The sequence below is a fragment of the Shinella sp. WSJ-2 genome, from assembly GCF_003432075.1.
In the GTDB taxonomy this organism is placed as follows: domain Bacteria; phylum Pseudomonadota; class Alphaproteobacteria; order Rhizobiales; family Rhizobiaceae; genus Shinella.
This window is the reverse complement of record NZ_QWBU01000003.1, coordinates 410,292-426,115: the sequence shown is the minus strand read 5'-3', so window position 1 is coordinate 426,115 and position 15,824 is coordinate 410,292. Positions and strand designations below refer to the sequence as shown.

Sequence of the window (15,824 nt, the reverse complement as noted above, 5' to 3'; positions counted from 1 at the left end):
AGCTGATGTAGCACTTCTGCAACGACAGAACCGCGACAGGAGGATCCCATGAGCGAGCACCACAGCGCCACCCCGGAACAGGCGCGCGCCAAGATGGCGCCTTTCGACTGGGCCGATCCCTTCCTGCTCGAAGACCAGCTGACCGACGAAGAGCGCATGATCCGCGATACGGCCCGGGCCTATTGCCAGGACAAGCTCGCTAGCCGCGTCACTGAAGCCAACCGCCACGAGATCTTCCACCGAGAGATCATGAGCGAGATGGGCGAACTCGGTCTGCTCGGCCCGACCGTGCCGGAGGAATACGGCGGCGTCGGCGCCAACTACGTGTCCTATGGCCTCGTCGCCCGCGAAGTCGAGCGCGTCGATTCCGGTTACCGCTCGGCCATGTCCGTGCAGTCGTCGCTCGTCATGCACCCGATCTTCGCCTACGGCACGGAAGAGACCCGCAAGAAGTACCTGCCCAAGCTCGCGTCGGGCGAATGGGTCGGCTGCTTCGGCCTGACGGAGCCGGACCATGGCTCGGACCCCTCCTCGATGATCACCCGCGCCAAGAAAGTCGACGGCGGCTACCTGATCTCGGGCGCCAAGAACTGGATCACCAATTCGCCGATCGCCGACGTCGCCGTCGTCTGGGCCAAGTCCGACGCGCATGACAACAAGATCAAGGGTTTCGTGCTGGAACGCGGCATGAAGGGCTTCGAGACGCCGAAGATCGAGGGCAAGTTCTCGCTGCGCGCCTCCGTCACCGGCATGATCATGATGCAGGACGTCTTCGTTCCCGATGAGAACCTGCTGCCGGAAGTGTCCGGTCTTGCCGGTCCCTTCGGCTGCCTCAACCGCGCGCGCTATGGCATCGCCTGGGGCGCCATGGGTGCCGCCGAATTCTGCTGGCACGCCGCGCGCCAGTACACGCTGGACCGCAAGCAGTTCGGCAGGCCGCTCGCCGCCACCCAGCTCATCCAGAAGAAGCTCGCCGACATGGAGACCGAAATCTCGCTCGGCCTGCAGGGCGCGCTGCGCCTCGGCCGCCTGTTCGACGAACACCGCGCACCGGCCGAACTCATCTCGCTCATGAAGCGCAACAATTGCGGCAAGGCGCTCGATATCGCCCGCGTTTCCCGCGACATGCATGGCGGCAACGGCGTTTCGGACGAATACGGCGTCATCCGCCATGTCATGAATCTCGAAGCCGTCAACACCTACGAGGGCACGCATGACATCCACGCGCTGATCCTCGGCCGTGCCCAGACCGGCCTTCAGGCATTCCAGTAAGACACAGCCCAAACCACCTTCGCATTCGACGGCCGCTCGTTAAAAGACGAGCGGCCGTTTTCACGTTTTATCCATCCCGTTTCGATACAATCCCCATCCGGAAACAGAAGCGGAGGGCGCGATGCCCCTCGACCACATGCACGAGCAGCTTCACCTGCGTCACCCCAAACGCAGCTTCGTCCAGTATCGCCTCGAAAAACCCGGCTTCATCACACCGATCGGTCACCACCTCAGCACGGCGCTACGTTATACCTGCCTGATCCGCAGCATTTCTTGCGCCGGCGCAGTGCTATCCATCAACAAGACATTGACATTGCCGGAGAATTTCTACCTGGAAATCCATGGCATTCGCGACGAGATCCCCTGCACGGAATACAAGCGTGACGGCGAGGAGCGGGTGGTGCGCTTCAACATGTTCCTCGATGTCGATTTCCTTAACATGGTACTCGGTCGGCAAAGCGAAACACATGATGCCTGAAGCGGCTTCCTCAGAAAAAAGCAGGCCGCTAAACTTTTAAATATTTGTTTTAAATAAACAAAACACTCGACTGCGAAACTCTCCCCATAACAGTAGGACATGACGTCCCCCCAAATCGGGAGTATGGCAATGAGCATCGGTGCCGATCCGCGGTCTGCCGCAGGGCTTTACGAACGCAAGTGGGAACGCTTCTCCGTCAACCGGCAAGGCATGCTGATGACCGTGGGCTTCGATCTGGCGGCCCCCAAGATGCGCAGCTGCAAGCTGGTGGATGTGTCGCAGGGGGGCGCAAGTTTCGTCGTGACGACGACGATCGGCTTGCCGCTGCACTACTATCTCTCAATCGTCGGGGTTGCCTCGCGCATCGGCTGTGCGGAGGTCTATCGCAACGACAACCGCATCGGCGTCCAGTTTATCAAGGAAATCGACGAGGAGCTGCTGCACACCATCGTTCGGTCCGATTACTTCACCGGCGGCGTGAGCAACAAGCCCAAGCAGGACGACCGGCGCTATATGGTGGGCGTCGAAAAGGCCGGCGTCGGTTCGGCGCTCAGCTGATCGTTTCACCCGCGCAATTTATTAGTTAGGGTGCCCGCCGGAAACCGATTCCGGCGGGCATTTTTGCGCGCCGGCAAGATTTTCTCCGTTCATCGATCGTCAGGCGCCTCATGTCCGCATTTTCCCGCTTCACCGCCCTCTCCCAAACCCTGCCCGCCACCGTGCCATTCGTCGGACCGGAGGCCATCGAGCGCAATCGGGGCCTTGCGGTCAAAGCCCGCATAGGCGCGAATGAAAGCGGCTTCGGCCCGGCGCCCTCCGTTCTGCAGGCGATGCGCGCCGCGGCCGAAACGACTTGGATGTATAGCGATCCGGAGAATTTCGAGTTGCGCGAAGCGCTGGCGCTCCACCACGGCGTTTCGCGCGACAATATCGCAGTAGGCGGCGGCATCGACGGGCTGCTGGGCGAGATCGCGCGGCTCATCATCGAGCCGGGCACGCCGGTTGTAACCTCGCTCGGCGGCTATCCCACCTTCAATTATCATGTGAACGGATTTGGCGGCCGGCTGGTGACGGTGCCCTATGCGGGCGACAAGGAGCATCTGGACGGCCTGCTGGAGGCCGTGAAGCGCGAAAATGCGCCGCTCGTCTATTTCGCCAATCCCGACAATCCGATGGGAAGCTGGTGGGATGCTGACAGCGTGGTGGCCTTCGCCCGCGCGCTGCCGGAGACGACACTGCTCATCCTCGACGAGGCCTATGGCGAGACGGCACCTGAGGGCACGATCCCGCCGATCTCGGCGCTGATCGGACAGCCTAACATCCTGCGGATGCGTACATTCTCGAAGGCCTACGGCCTTGCCGGCGCGCGGATCGGCTATGCGATCGGCACGCTCGGCAATGCGCAGGCCTTCGACAAGATCCGAAATCATTTCGGCATGGCCCGAATTTCGGTTCAGGCGGCACTCGCCGCGCTGAAGGACCAGGCCTATCTGGCAGAAGTCATTGCCAGTATCAGCGCGTCCCGCGAGCGCATCTCGCGGATCGCGCAATCCAACGGTCTTCTTCCCCTCGCCTCCGCCACCAATTTCGTCACCATCGATTGCGGCCGCGACGGCACCCACGCCAGGGCCATTGTCGATGGATTGATGGAACATGGCGTCTTCATTCGCATGCCGGGCGTTGCCCCCCTTAACCGATGCATCCGCATCAGCGTCGGGCCGGAAAACGATATGGCGTTGCTGGAGGAAGCCTTGCCGCTGGTTTTGAAGCGGCTGGCTTGAGCGGCAGAGCCTCTTTGACGGGACGGATCCGGTTCTAGCGCCGTTTGTCGTCCACCGGTCATGATGCTTTTCTTGCCGCCGGCGCCAGCCGGCTTGTCTCAGTGAACCGTCATCCACTCGCGAGCGGCGCGCAGCGCCAGAGCGATGTCGGTCTTGCTCATCGTTGCGGCAAGGTCGGCGCGCAGTTCTGCGGCGCGGTCACAACCTTTGATGGCGGCAATGTTGAGCCATTTGTGAGCCTGAACCACATCGACGTCGCAGCCGCGGCCGGTGGCATACATGAGGCCCATGTCGCAGAAGATTTCAGCGCGGTTTTCGCCGCCCGTCATGGCGGCCGTTTCGGTGTTCTGAAAGTCAAAGCGTGCCATTTTCGTTAGTCCCTGTCTGACCTGGTTTACTGCTTTAATATCCTGTTTTACCTGCCCTTTCGGGCCTCTCACGGCGCCTGCCGTCTTCTGCGGCATGGTCTTCCGTAAGAGTTTTGCCGGCCGGTTTTTCCGTGCTCGTCTTATGGCTCCACTATGCCGCAGGCCTTTCAAAATGCGCTTAAAATGCATGCTTAATTGGAGGAAAACAAAATCCAAACGCTTGGTAAAATTGGATTTTCGTTAAACATCAGACCCGCTGGAAACGGCGGGATTTGTGTTAAAATTTACGGATTGTTCAACCGGCGATTTCAACCTTTCGCTAACCACGCAAAACGGTGCCGTGTTTCAACATCTGCATTTTCCGCTGCTCCGCAGTCTGGAAAACGCGCGCAAATCCGATCTCCACACATATTTACCTTTACGTTTGCGTAAGATATTCTGTCTTCTTATTCTGGAGGAGGAAGAGAATGAAATTGAGGACATGGATTGCCGCCGCCCTTCTCATGGCGCCAGGCATGGCGCTCGCCGCCGAGCCGATCGAAGGCAACTGGAAGACAGCGAGCGGCGCGACGGCCGCCATCACGAAATGCGGCGGCAGCTTCTGCATCACACTGAAAACCGGAAAATTCGCCGGCAAACGCATCGGCAAACTGCAGGGCGCGGGCGCCGACTATACCGGCGAGATCACCGATCCGGAATCGGACAAGACCTATAGCGGCTCCGGCGCGGTGAAGGGCAATTCGCTGCGCATGAAGGGCTGCGTGCTCGCCGTCCTCTGCAAATCGCAGACCTGGTCGCGGCTCTAGACGGTTCATTTTTCAATCAAAAGGCCGGCGCTCGCGCCGGCCTTTTTGTTTTGGGCGCTCTTTAAAAAGCGAATCACACCTTTCCTGAACAGGAGATGAATTGCCCTCTCAGGGAGTGTTCAGTCCCGCAATGCGACAAAGGCATTATTGAAAACGCCTTCAGAGGGACGAATACCATGGACATCCTCGCACGCCGCCTGACGATCATCACCCTGCTGATGGCCATCTTCGCCATTATGCTGGCCGCCGCCGTCGAGACCGATTATCGCCGCAGCACGCACAACACGACCGGCAAGCTGGTCGCCTGCGCTACGCCGCACAGCTGCACCGCCTCGCTCTGATCTCTTCAACGCCGTCGCGAAAGAACCCGACAGATGACCGCCCTCCTCCTCCAGACCTCCGCCACCGCGCTGCGTATCCTCGCCCTATCGGCGATGATGATCGCCCCGGTCGGCGCGCTCGCCTGGAGCAATGCCGGCGGTCTCGGCATCGAAAAGCAGGGCACGGGTCTCGTGCTCTTCATCACCCTCCAGCGCCAGTCGATGAGCTGAACTCTTCCCATCCCCCTCTTCCGTGCTAAACCGGGCAGGCCCTGCGCCACCATCCTGGAGCCCGGATGAAATCCCTTCTCGTTTTTTCCGCCGCCGCGCTTGCCGAAATCGCCGGCTGTTTTGCCTTCTGGGCTTGGTGGCGCCTGGACAAATCCGTGTTGTGGCTTTTTCCCGGAATGCTTTCGCTTGCTTTGTTCGGCTGGCTGCTCACCCAGGCCGACAGTGCCTTTGCCGGCCGCGCCTATGCGGCTTATGGCGGGGTCTATATCGCGGCCTCGCTGCTCTGGCTGTGGCTGGCCGAAGGCATGCGGCCGGATCGCTTCGACATGGCGGGCGCCGCACTGGCGCTGGTCGGCGCCGGCATCATTCTGGCGGCGCCGAGATAGGACTTGTGGGCACGCCGGACTTGTCGTTTGCTTGTTAAAAAACAGCCCCTATAGTGATTCATGAGCAAACGAATCTTTTCCCCAAAGCCGCTTTCCTTCGCAACGCCAGAGCCTTACGAGCCTCGTTCCTTCGAGGATCCGGTGGCGGCCGTCGATGCATTGCAGGAGCTTTACGACCGCAACACGACATTCCTGACCGACGCCTTCGTGGCACTGGGCAAGTCCGGTGCGCCGCAGACGCGCTTCCGCGCCTGCTACCCGCAGGTTTCGATCGAGACGACCAGCTTTGGCCACGTCGATTCACGCCTCTCCTATGGCTATGTCTCCGCGCCCGGCGTCTACACGACGACCATCACCCGCCCGAAGCTGTTCCGCCACTACCTCAAGGAACAGATCGGCCTCCTGATCCGCAACCACGGTGTGCGTGTCGTCATCTCCGAATCGACGACGCCGATCCCGCTGCACTTCGCTTTCGGGGAAGGCGCCTATGTGGAAGCTGAAATCGCCGAGGGCATTGAATTGCCGCTGCGTGACCTCTTCGACGCGCCGGATCTGACGACGACGGACGACGAGATCGCCAACGGCTCCTACGAGCCAGGCCCGGGCGAACCGCTTCCGCTTGGACCGTTCACCGCGCAGCGTATCGACTATTCGCTCGCCCGCCTCAGCCATTACACGGCGACCAGCGCCAACCATTTCCAGAACTTCGTGCTCTTCACGAACTACCAGTTCTATGTCGACGAGTTCTGCGCGTGGGCGCGCAAGCAGATGGCAGAAGGCGGCAACGGCTACACGGCCTTCGTCGAACCCGGCAACATTCTCACGCCGGCCGGCGCCGACAAGCCGGAAACCGACGTGACGCTGGCCCGCCTGCCGCAAATGCCAGCCTATCACATCAAGAAGAAGGGGCATGGGGGCATCACGCTGGTCAATATCGGCGTGGGGCCTTCCAACGCCAAGACGATCACCGACCATATCGCCGTGCTGCGCCCGCATGCCTGGCTCATGCTCGGCCACTGCGCCGGCCTGCGCAACAGCCAGACGCTGGGCGATTACGTGCTGGCCCACGCCTATGTGCGGGAGGACCACGTGCTCGACGACGACCTGCCCGTGTGGGTGCCGATCCCGGCACTGGCCGAGGTGCAGGTGGCGCTTGAAAGTGCGGTCGAGGAGGTAACCGGCCTCGAAGGCTACGACCTCAAGCGCATCATGCGCACCGGCACCGTCGCCACCATCGACAACCGCAACTGGGAACTGCGCGACCAGCGCGGCCCGGTCAAGCGCCTCTCCCAGTCCCGCGCCATCGCGCTCGACATGGAATCGGCCACCATCGCCGCCAATGGCTTCCGCTTCCGCGTACCCTACGGCACCCTGCTGTGCGTCTCCGACAAGCCGCTGCACGGCGAACTGAAACTGCCCGGCATGGCAACCGCCTTCTACCGCACGCAGGTCAACCAGCATCTGCGCATCGGCATCCGCGCACTGGAAAAGCTCGCCGGCATGCCGACGGAGAAGCTGCATTCACGCAAGCTCAGGAGCTTCTTCGAGACGGCGTTTCAGTAAGTGCCGGTACGGGACCAACGAAAAGGGGCGGCAAACCGCCCCTTTTCATTTCCAATCAGGCCGTCATCACCTTCCAGGCATGTTCGAGGCCCTTACGGGTGATGTCGATCATCTGGTCGACTTCTGCATGGCTGATGACGAGCGGCGGGGAGAAGAGCATGCGGTCGCCGGTGGCGCGCAGCACCAGGCCGTTTTCCAGGCAATGGTTGCGCACGGTGACGCCGGCCTTTTCCTTGTCCTCGAAGCGCTTGCGCGTCGTCTTGTCCTCGGCGAGCTGCACGGCGGCCATCAGGCCGACCTGCTGAACTTCGCCGACGATCGGCAGATCTTCCAGCGACTTCAGGCCGGCGGCGAGATAGGGGCCGATATCGTCGTGCACGCGCTCGACGAGCTTTTCATCCTCGATGATGCGCAGGTTTTCCAACGCTGCGGCGGCGCAGACCGGATGGCCGGAATAGGTGAAGCCGTGGTTGAAATCGCCGACGTCCTCGACCAGCACATTGCCGACACGGTCGGAGACCAGCACGCCGCCGATCGGCAGGTAGCCGGACGAAAGGCCCTTGGCGATGGGCGCCAGATCCGGCTCCACGCCAAAATGCTGGTGGCCGAACCAGTGGCCGGTGCGGCCGAAGCCGCAGATCACTTCATCGCAGACGAGCAGGATGTTGCGCGCCTTGCAGATGCGGGCGATTTCCGGCCAGTAGGTGGCCGGCGGCACGATGACGCCGCCCGCCCCCTGGATCGGCTCGGCGATGAAGGCGGCGACATTGTCTTCGCCCAGTTCGTCGATCTTCTCCTCCAGCTGGCGGGCCATCTTCAGGCCGAATTCGTCCGAGGTCAGGTCGCCGCCCTCGGCATACCAGAAGGGCTGGTCGATGTGGTGGATTCCGGCGATCGGCAGGTCGCCCTGCTCGTGCATCCACTTCATGCCGCCGAGTGAGGCGCCGGCGACGGTGGAACCGTGATAGCCGTTCTTGCGGGCGATGATCGCCTTCTTGGTCGGCTTGCCCATCGCGCCCCAATAGACGCGGGCCATGCGGAACCAGGTGTCGTTGGCCTCCGAGCCGGAACCGGTGAAGAAGACGCGATTGATGTTTTCGCCGGCATGCGCGGTGATCTTCTGCGCGAGCAGCACGGCCGGCGGCGTCGTCGTGCCGAAGAACGTGTTGTAATAGGGCAGCTCGTTCATCTGGCGCACGACGGCGTCGGTGATCTCCTTGCGCCCATAGCCGATATTGACGCACCAGAGGCCGGCGAAACCGTCTAGATACCGCTTTCCGTGGTTGTCGAAGATGTGGCAGCCCTCGCCGCGCTCGATGATCCGGGTGCCGGCCGCGTTCAGCTTCTTCATGTCCGAGAAGGGGTGAAGATGATGGGCGGCATCGAGGGCACCGAGGTTCGAAACGGCTGCTGCGCTGGTCTTCGACATTTGACTACATCCTTAGGGGTAGGTCCCGCCTTATTGAACGCCGGGACAGAATGGGTTAGGAAAATGCCCATACAACAGGCATTTGGCAAGAGATCGAACGCAAGCAAAATTTCTTGTCCATGCTTCCCGCCAAACCAAAAGCAGGCACCATGACAAACGACAAGAAGGCAGCCGGTTCTCCGCTTGCCAATGCGCCTATCAATGCTCCGGCCCGTATCGAAATCCTCCTCGTCGGCATGAACGGCGACCTTCGCGGCAAGCAGGTTCCGCTCGAAGGCGAGAAGAAAATCTGGGACGGTTCGGTGCGCCTGCCCTCCTCCACGCAGTCGCTCGACATCTGGGGCGACGACAATGACGACATCACCGGCCTGTCGCTTTCCGTCGGCGATCCCGACGGCGTGTGCATTCCCGACCGCCGCTCGCTGACGGTCCTGCCCTGGGCGCCGGAAGGGTCGAAGCAGGTGCTCGCCACCATGCACGAATTCGACGGCACCGCCTCGTTCATGGACCCGCGCGCCATCCTCGCGCGCATGCTGAAGCGCTTCGAAGACCGTGGCCTTACGCCCGTGGTCGCGACCGAGCTCGAATTCTACGTGGTGCAGGACGACTGGCACGTGACGGGCAAGCCGCGCCCGCCGGCAGCGCTGATGTATCGCGACCAGCCGAACGGCTACCAGCTCTACGACATGCGCGCCACCGACGCGCTCGACGGCTACCTCCAGACGGTGCGGGCCTGGGCAAAGGAAATGGACCTGCCGGCCGATGCCACGACAGCGGAATTCGGCCCCGGCCAGTTCGAGATCAACCTGCTGCACCGGCCTGACGCGCTGGCGGCGGCAGATGACTGCATCTATCTGAAGCGCATCGCCGAGCTGGCCGCACCACGCTTCGGCCTGAAATCCACCTGCATGGCAAAGCCCTACGCCGATCAGGCGGGCTCGGGCCTGCATGTGCATTGCAGCGTCATCGACAAGGGCGGCAAGAACATCCTCGACGCCAAGGGCGGCGATCCGGTGAAGCTGAAATCGATCTGCGCCGGTATGCTACAAACGATGCGCGATGCGCAGCTGATCTTCGCGCCCTTCGCCAATTCCTACCGCCGCTTCCAGCCGGGTTCCTTCGCGCCGGTCGATCTGACCTGGGGCTTCGGCCACCGCGGCACCGCCATCCGCATCCCGGACAAGGACGGCCCGGCGGCGCGCGTCGAGCACCGCGTGGCGGGTGCCGACGTCAATCCCTACCTGCTGCTGACGGCGATCCTGGGCGGCATTCTGCTCGGCCTCGACAGCGAACTCGATCCGGGTCCGGTGACTGAGCCGGGCAAGGATGCGCCGGATGCCAAGCGTTTGACGCACGACTTCCTGACCGCCGTGGAAGAATTCTCCGCCTCGCCCTTCATCAAAGACGCCTTTGGCGCGGAATATCAGAAGCTCTATGGCGATACGAAGCGCAAGGAAGCGATCACCTACCTGCGCACGGTCTCGGATTTCGACTACCAGACCTATCTGCCGCGTATCTGAGTCACGACCGGCCTTCGCGCGCGCGCCGCGCGGAGGCCGTCAATCGCCCGAAAGCGGTTGCAGGAAGGTTCGCTCGTAGCTCTTGAAGGGCGGATTTTCTAAGAAGCGGGCATTGGCCGCGATGCCTTCGGCATCCTCGGCCACCTTGTCGCGATAGACCAGATAGGTGGCCTCATCCGGAAAGGTGAAGAGCGCCACGGCGATATCGGCAGCACCCTCGCCGCCCGCATCGGGAAAACTCACAGCAGCGCCTTCAGGCTTTTTGCGCGGCATGAAATAGCCGTGATGCGTTCCGCCATGACGCTCGATGAGCATGGTCCAGATCCGCGCGTAATCATGGAAATCCGCGATACGCTCGGGATCCAGGCGATAACGGACTTCGCAGGTAACCGGCACGTTTCGCATCAGGCAGCGGCCGTCTCGCTCGATGTCGCGGTCTTTTCGACGACCTTGGGCACGATGACCTTCAGTTCGCCCGGATGCAGGCGGATCGAGACGTCACGGTCCATCGGCAACAATTCACCATCGATGACGCAGTTGATCGCCCGATCGACATCGGGGAAATGCAGATCGACGGCTGTGCCTGTCATTTCCGTGACATCGGCATTTTCCTTGAATTTGCCGCGCAGAATATCGAAGGCCAATTTTGCCACGCCGGCCGGCTTCAGCGGGTTCGTCGTGTAGAAGCCGAGATGGCCGCCGGTCAGGTCTTCCGCATAGAGCAGGCCGTTTTCCCCGAACCGGTTGTTGGACACGTTGACGGCCGACACCCGTCGATGCTCCTGAACGCCATCGACATCGAACTCGACATCGAATTCCGGCGGATCGAGAATGACGCCGACGGCGGCGCGTGTGTTGGCGGCCATCTTGCCAATACGCGAACGGTAGGTCATGGCGTTGCGCATGCGCACCATGCGGGCGTGCAGGCCGGCGGAAAACTGGTGCACAAACGGCCGGTCATCCGCCGTACCAATATCGGCGGATGCTATATCGCCATCCGCCAGCGCATCGATCGCCTGCCATATGTCCAGCGGGATCTTCAGCGAGCGAGCAAAAAGGTTCATCGTACCGGCAGGAATGATGCCGAGCGGCATCTTGTTCTGCCAAGCGAAACCGGCAGCGGCCGAGACCGTGCCGTCACCGCCGCCAGCCAGCATTGCATCGAGATCAGTGCGGTCCGAACAGCGGCGCAGCGCCATTTCGATATCGGCCCCTTCGACGATATCGCAATCGAGATGGTGTCCTGCCTCCGCGAAAACCTTTTCGGCATGGCGGGCATAGGCCTCCATGTCGGTGGTGCGGAACGTCCCCCCGTCCCTGTTGAAAATTGCCTGTACGCGCATTCATCTACTCCGCTTGTCGGCCGAGAACGCCTGAAGGGTGAAGTCGATCCATTAGATAGTTGAGAAAGCGGCGATTAACAGGCGCGACCGAAACGGAGTGCAACAAATCGTGAAAAGGCCCCGTGTTGGCCAAATGCGAGGCGGTGAAAAATCAGGATAGGAAGTTTGCCTTAGTTTGATATAGTGCAAGCGGTCGCGTGCGTCGGGAGTGCGCCCGCTGGCTTGAACTTACCTTCCTTATCGTGGCCAATCCGGCCGGACCAAACCACATCAGCAGCCAGGAGGAGTGGCCGCCCTGTGAGGGACCGTCATGGATTGATCGCGCGCCATTCTATCTGCGGAGCCGACCTGTGACTGAACACCCCCTGCCCAACGCCGCCCTCTCCTCCGGGCAGCCACCACTTCCGGCTCTTACCGTCACTCTGATTATCCTGGCGCTGGCCGTCGGGAGCTTCGGCATCGGCACCGGCGAATTCGCCATCATGGGCCTGCTACCGGATGTCGGCACGACCTTCGGCGTGACGACGGCACAGGCAGGTTATGTCATCAGCGCCTATGCTTTCGGCGTCGTGGTCGGCGCTCCCGTTATCGCCGTCATCGGCGCGCGCTTCCGCCGTCGTGACCTGCTTTTGGTGTTGATGGGCTTGTTTGCCGCTGGCAACCTCGCCAGCGCGATTGCCCCGACCTTCCAGAGCTTTATCCTGTTCCGCTTCCTCTCCGGCCTGCCGCACGGCGCCTATTTCGGCGTTGCAGCGTTGGTTGCCGCCTCCATGGTGCCTGTCAACAAGCGCACGCAGGCCGTCGGCAAGGTCATGCTCGGCCTGACGGTCGCGACCCTGATCGGCACGCCGCTTGCCGCCTTCTTCGGCCAGCTGTTCGACTGGCAGTTCATGTTCGTCGCTGTCGGCATCACCGGCATGCTGACCGTCGCCCTCATCGCCATCTTCCTGCCGCGCGACAAGGCGCCGAAGGGCATCAATGCGCTGACGGAACTGGGCGCGCTGAAGCGCAAGCAGGTCTGGCTGACGCTTGGCATCGCGGCAACCGGCTTCTGCGGCATGTTTGCAGTGTTCAGCTACATCTCGCCGATCGTGACCGAGGTCGCCGGCCTGAACGTCAATATGGTGCCCGTCATCATGGCGATCTTTGGCTGCGGCATGATCGTCGGCAACATCTTCGGCGCCAAGCTTGCCGATCTCTCGCTGATGCGCACCATCGGCTGGTCACTGGTGCTCTATTTCTTCGTGCTGATCAGCCTGTCGCTGACGGCGGAAAACCCCATCCTGCTCGGCGTTTGCTGCTTCCTCATCGGCTGCAGCTTCGTCGTCGGCCCGGCGCTCCAGACGCGCCTGATGGACGTTGCCGGCAATGCTCAGACGCTGGCGGCGGCTCTCAACCACTCCGCCTTCAATGTCGCCAATGCGCTCGGTGCGTTGTTTGGCGGCCTGGCGATCAGCGCCGGCTATGGCTATGGATCGATGGGCTTCGTGGGCGCGGCAGCCACGGTGGTCGGCTTCGGCATCTATCTGGTCTCGATGACACTCGACAAGATCGAGAATGAGGAAACGCCGGTCTGCCCGGCCGAATAAACCTTCAAAACTCTGGAAATCAGGCGGCGTCCCTTCCGAGGGGCGCCGTTTCCGTTTGCGGAGCGAGGCGGATGACGTTCTGGCCATCCTCGCAGACCACGTTTTTTGCGCCCCACGCCGCCAGTGCCCGGATGATGGGCTCGAGACTCCGCCCGGCCGGTGTCAGCGCATAATCGACGCGCGGCGGCACGACGGGGAAGATCGTGCGCGACAGGATGCCGGCATCCTCCAGCTCGCGCAGCTGCTTGGTCAGCATGCGCTGCGTGACGCTGGGCAGCCGGCGACGCAACTCGTTAAAGCGCAGCGTGCCCTCCATCATCAGGTGGTAGAGGATCACGCCTTTCCATTTGCCATCGAGGAAGGAGAGCGTCGATTCGACCGGGCAGCCGGGAAAATTCTTGGTGAGCTTAGCGCGCGGGCGGGACATGTCACGGTATCCTTTTCGACACTATGTGCATAAAATGTGCATTCTTGCATCGGCAGACGATACTCTTCATCTAGTTTCCATTCAACGCGAAAGGAGACACCCATGCGCGCCATCGCCTACCAGACCCCGCAGGCCATCACCGCCGACACTGCCCTCGTCGATATCGACCTGCCCACACCGGAACCGCGGGGACGCGACCTGATGGTCGAGATCAGGGCCGTCTCGGTCAATCCGGTCGATACGAAGCTGCGGCGCGGTGCAGCGCCTGCGGATGGCGGATGGCGCGTTCTGGGTTTCGACGCTGCCGGAATCGTGAAAGCCGTCGGCCCAGACGTCACCCTGTTCAAGGCGGGTGACCCCGTCTTCTATGCCGGCGCCATCGACCGGCCGGGCACGAATTCCGAGTTCCACCTCGTCGATGAGCGCATCGTCGGCCGCAAGCCTGCCTCGCTCGATTTTTCCGCCGCCGCAGCCCTGCCGCTGACGGCAATCACCGCTTGGGAAATGCTGTTCGACCGGCTGAAGGTGCGCGACGCCGTGCCGGGCGCCGCCAACGCGATCCTCATCATCGGCGGCGCCGGTGGCGTCGGCTCGGTTGCCGTGCAGCTTGCCCGCCACCTGACCGACCTCACCGTCATCGCCACAGCCTCGCGACCCGAAACGGCGGAGTGGGTCAAATCGCTCGGCGCGCATCATGTGGTGGATCACAGCAAACCGCTCGCCGGAGAGGTCGCCGCCCTCGGCATCGGCGCGCCGGCCTTCATCTTCTCGACGACCAATACGGAGGATCATCTCGCGGCCATCGTCGAGACCATCGCGCCGCAGGGCCGGTTCGGCCTGATCGACGACCCCAAGGCGCTCGACGTCATGCCTTTCAAGCGCAAGGCCGTCTCGACCCATTGGGAGCTGATGTTCACCCGCTCGCTCTTCCAGACGGCTGACATGATCGAGCAGCACAATCTTCTGAACGAGGTCTCGCGCCTTGTGGACGCGGGCACCCTGCGCACGACACTGGCGGAGACCGTCGGCACGATCAACGCGGAAAACCTGAAGAAGGCCCATGCGATGGTCGAAAGCGGACGCACGCGCGGCAAGCTCGTTCTCGCCGGTTTCTAATCTCGAAAATAGTCCCTCCGCCGCTCGCGTCCAGAGCGGCGGAGGGGTGTTACCAAGGTGACAGGGACGGCAAGGAACTCTGGTAGACATAGGCCATCGCAGCCCACCGAACGAAACGAAAGACGGCGGGCGGCACCGGGAAAGGAACATGGTCCTTCCCGCAAACCTATGTCGTTTATTGGAGATTTTACGTGTCCGCCTTCATTGAAAGCATTACCGAGAGCCGCGCATTCGGCTTCATCGCCCGCACGATCATGACATCGATGTTCTGGTTGTCCGGCATCGCCAAACTTGCCGATTTCGACGGCGGCATTCTGGAAATGACGCATTTCGGCCTGGAGCCGGCGGCTTTCTTCAACGTTGCGACGGCGCTGACCCAGCTCATCGGCTCGGCGCTCATCATTTCCAACCGCTGGACCTGGCTCGGCGCCGGCATGCTCGCCGTCTTCACCGCGCTCACCATTCCGATCGCCCATAATTTCTGGGCGATGCAGGAGCCGATGCGCACCATCGAATTCCACTTCGTCGCCGAACACATCACCGTCATCGGCGCCCTGATGGTCGTCGCCTGGAAATCCGCAACAGCTTCTGCCGTCCCTGCCCAATGACGGCAGGACCGGATGCCGCCGGCTCTCTCCGAATGCGGCATCCCGGCGGACGGCCCTGCCTCTCCCGGCCGTCCCCCCGCCCCGGCGCCTCGCCGGGGCGGCTTGTGTTTTAGAGCGACGGCAGTTTCAGCGGACCGCCCGTCTTGATGCTGCGGATCGCGAAATTCGAGCGGATATCGGAAACGCCCGGCATGGTGAGCAGCGTCTCGGTCAGGAGCCGCTCATAGGCGGAGAGATCCTCCACCACCACCTCCGCCAGAAAATCCGCATTGCCCGAAATCAGGAAACACGAAACAACCTCCGGCACCGCCAGCAGCGCCTCCTGCTGCGCCATGGCATTTTCCCGGCTGTGATGCCCCACCTTGATTTCGACGAAGACGGTCAGGCCAAGCCCCACCTCCTTGCGGTCGATATCCGCCCGGTAGCCGCGTAGCACTCCGGATTTTTCCAGATTGCGGATACGTCGCAGGCACGGCGACGGTGAAAGGTTCACGCGTTCGGCGATCTCGACATTGGTCGCGCGCGCATCCTCCTGCAGCACCTTGAGGATGGCGATATCGAATTTATCCAGATTTGGCATATTCGAA

Annotated in this window: 19 protein-coding genes; 13 read left to right on the top strand and 6 right to left on the bottom strand. The window is 62.0% G+C overall.

The window, feature by feature from the left end:
• Positions 1-48 precede the first annotated feature (48 nt).
• From D0Y60_RS09765 to D0Y60_RS09750, 4 genes are all read left to right on the top strand, one after another.
• The gene (locus D0Y60_RS09765) at positions 49-1,272 is read left to right on the top strand and encodes an acyl-CoA dehydrogenase (protein ID WP_117369228.1); all 1,224 of its coding nucleotides are present in this window, start codon (positions 49-51) and stop codon (positions 1,270-1,272) included.
• A gap of 121 nt (positions 1,273-1,393) precedes the next feature.
• Positions 1,394-1,750: a hypothetical protein gene (locus D0Y60_RS09760; protein WP_117369226.1), complete on the top strand. Its 357-nt coding sequence runs from the start codon at positions 1,394-1,396 to the stop codon at positions 1,748-1,750.
• A 129-nt stretch (positions 1,751-1,879) separates the two neighbouring features.
• Positions 1,880-2,308 carry a PilZ domain-containing protein gene (locus D0Y60_RS09755; protein ID WP_199564139.1) on the top strand — a complete coding sequence of 143 codons (429 nt, stop codon included), beginning with the start codon at positions 1,880-1,882 and terminating at the stop codon, positions 2,306-2,308.
• 110 nt (positions 2,309-2,418) lie between these two features.
• Complete coding sequence (locus D0Y60_RS09750) at positions 2,419-3,531, top strand: pyridoxal phosphate-dependent aminotransferase (protein WP_117369224.1); 1,113 nt, start codon at positions 2,419-2,421, stop codon at positions 3,529-3,531.
• Between the two features lie 98 nt (positions 3,532-3,629).
• Here D0Y60_RS09750 and D0Y60_RS09745 read toward each other — a convergent pair whose 3' ends face one another.
• Complete coding sequence (locus D0Y60_RS09745) at positions 3,630-3,899, bottom strand: sel1 repeat family protein (RefSeq protein WP_117369222.1); 270 nt, start codon at positions 3,897-3,899, stop codon at positions 3,630-3,632.
• A gap of 467 nt (positions 3,900-4,366) precedes the next feature.
• Between D0Y60_RS09745 and D0Y60_RS09740 the strand changes: the two genes are divergently transcribed.
• From D0Y60_RS09740 to D0Y60_RS09730, 5 genes are all read left to right on the top strand, one after another.
• Positions 4,367-4,705, top strand: a complete 339-nt coding sequence (locus D0Y60_RS09740) for a DUF2147 domain-containing protein (protein WP_117369220.1) — start codon at positions 4,367-4,369, stop codon at positions 4,703-4,705.
• Positions 4,706-4,881: 176 nt separating this feature from the next.
• Positions 4,882-5,046 carry a hypothetical protein gene (locus D0Y60_RS24730; RefSeq protein WP_158565450.1) on the top strand — a complete coding sequence of 55 codons (165 nt, stop codon included), beginning with the start codon at positions 4,882-4,884 and terminating at the stop codon, positions 5,044-5,046.
• A gap of 33 nt (positions 5,047-5,079) precedes the next feature.
• Positions 5,080-5,256: a hypothetical protein gene (locus tag D0Y60_RS24855; protein WP_199564138.1), complete on the top strand. Its 177-nt coding sequence runs from the start codon at positions 5,080-5,082 to the stop codon at positions 5,254-5,256.
• A gap of 65 nt (positions 5,257-5,321) precedes the next feature.
• Positions 5,322-5,642, top strand: coding sequence for a YnfA family protein (locus D0Y60_RS09735; protein ID WP_117369218.1), 321 nt, complete (start codon positions 5,322-5,324; stop codon positions 5,640-5,642).
• Between the two features lie 60 nt (positions 5,643-5,702).
• Positions 5,703-7,205, top strand: coding sequence for an AMP nucleosidase (locus D0Y60_RS09730; protein ID WP_117369216.1), 1,503 nt, complete (start codon positions 5,703-5,705; stop codon positions 7,203-7,205).
• A gap of 55 nt (positions 7,206-7,260) precedes the next feature.
• Here the strand turns inward: D0Y60_RS09730 and D0Y60_RS09725 are convergent, their stop codons facing one another.
• Complete coding sequence (locus D0Y60_RS09725; protein WP_117369214.1) at positions 7,261-8,634, bottom strand: aspartate aminotransferase family protein; 1,374 nt, start codon at positions 8,632-8,634, stop codon at positions 7,261-7,263.
• Between the two features lie 149 nt (positions 8,635-8,783).
• Between D0Y60_RS09725 and D0Y60_RS09720 the strand changes: the two genes are divergently transcribed.
• On the top strand, positions 8,784-10,154 hold the full coding sequence (locus tag D0Y60_RS09720) for a glutamine synthetase family protein (protein WP_117369729.1): 1,371 nt from the start codon (positions 8,784-8,786) through the stop codon (positions 10,152-10,154).
• Positions 10,155-10,193: 39 nt separating this feature from the next.
• Here D0Y60_RS09720 and D0Y60_RS09715 read toward each other — a convergent pair whose 3' ends face one another.
• Together D0Y60_RS09715 and D0Y60_RS09710 are read right to left on the bottom strand one after the other, a co-directional pair.
• On the bottom strand, positions 10,194-10,559 hold the full coding sequence (locus tag D0Y60_RS09715) for an NIPSNAP family protein (protein ID WP_117369212.1): 366 nt from the start codon (positions 10,557-10,559) through the stop codon (positions 10,194-10,196).
• Positions 10,559-11,497 (bottom strand): diacylglycerol kinase family protein, encoded by a 939-nt coding sequence (locus D0Y60_RS09710; RefSeq protein ID WP_117369210.1) that lies wholly within the window; start codon positions 11,495-11,497, stop codon positions 10,559-10,561. The genes D0Y60_RS09715 and D0Y60_RS09710 overlap by 1 nt, the downstream gene beginning before the upstream one ends.
• 350 nt (positions 11,498-11,847) lie before the next feature.
• Between D0Y60_RS09710 and D0Y60_RS09705 the strand changes: the two genes are divergently transcribed.
• Positions 11,848-13,086 carry an MFS transporter gene (locus tag D0Y60_RS09705; protein WP_245409138.1) on the top strand — a complete coding sequence of 413 codons (1,239 nt, stop codon included), beginning with the start codon at positions 11,848-11,850 and terminating at the stop codon, positions 13,084-13,086.
• Positions 13,087-13,105: 19 nt separating this feature from the next.
• Here D0Y60_RS09705 and D0Y60_RS09700 read toward each other — a convergent pair whose 3' ends face one another.
• A complete protein-coding gene (locus tag D0Y60_RS09700; RefSeq protein WP_117369208.1) occupies positions 13,106-13,513 on the bottom strand; it encodes a helix-turn-helix domain-containing protein in 408 nt (135 codons plus the stop codon).
• A 102-nt stretch (positions 13,514-13,615) separates the two neighbouring features.
• On the opposite strand from D0Y60_RS09700, the gene D0Y60_RS09695 reads away from it, so the two are divergent.
• Complete coding sequence (locus D0Y60_RS09695; RefSeq protein ID WP_117369206.1) at positions 13,616-14,629, top strand: zinc-binding alcohol dehydrogenase family protein; 1,014 nt, start codon at positions 13,616-13,618, stop codon at positions 14,627-14,629.
• Positions 14,630-14,820: 191 nt separating this feature from the next.
• Positions 14,821-15,237: a DoxX family protein gene (locus tag D0Y60_RS09690; RefSeq protein WP_117369204.1), complete on the top strand. Its 417-nt coding sequence runs from the start codon at positions 14,821-14,823 to the stop codon at positions 15,235-15,237.
• 109 nt (positions 15,238-15,346) lie between these two features.
• Here D0Y60_RS09690 and D0Y60_RS09685 read toward each other — a convergent pair whose 3' ends face one another.
• Positions 15,347-15,817, bottom strand: a complete 471-nt coding sequence (locus D0Y60_RS09685; RefSeq protein WP_117369202.1) for an Lrp/AsnC family transcriptional regulator — start codon at positions 15,815-15,817, stop codon at positions 15,347-15,349.
• Positions 15,818-15,824: the final 7 nt, after the last annotated feature.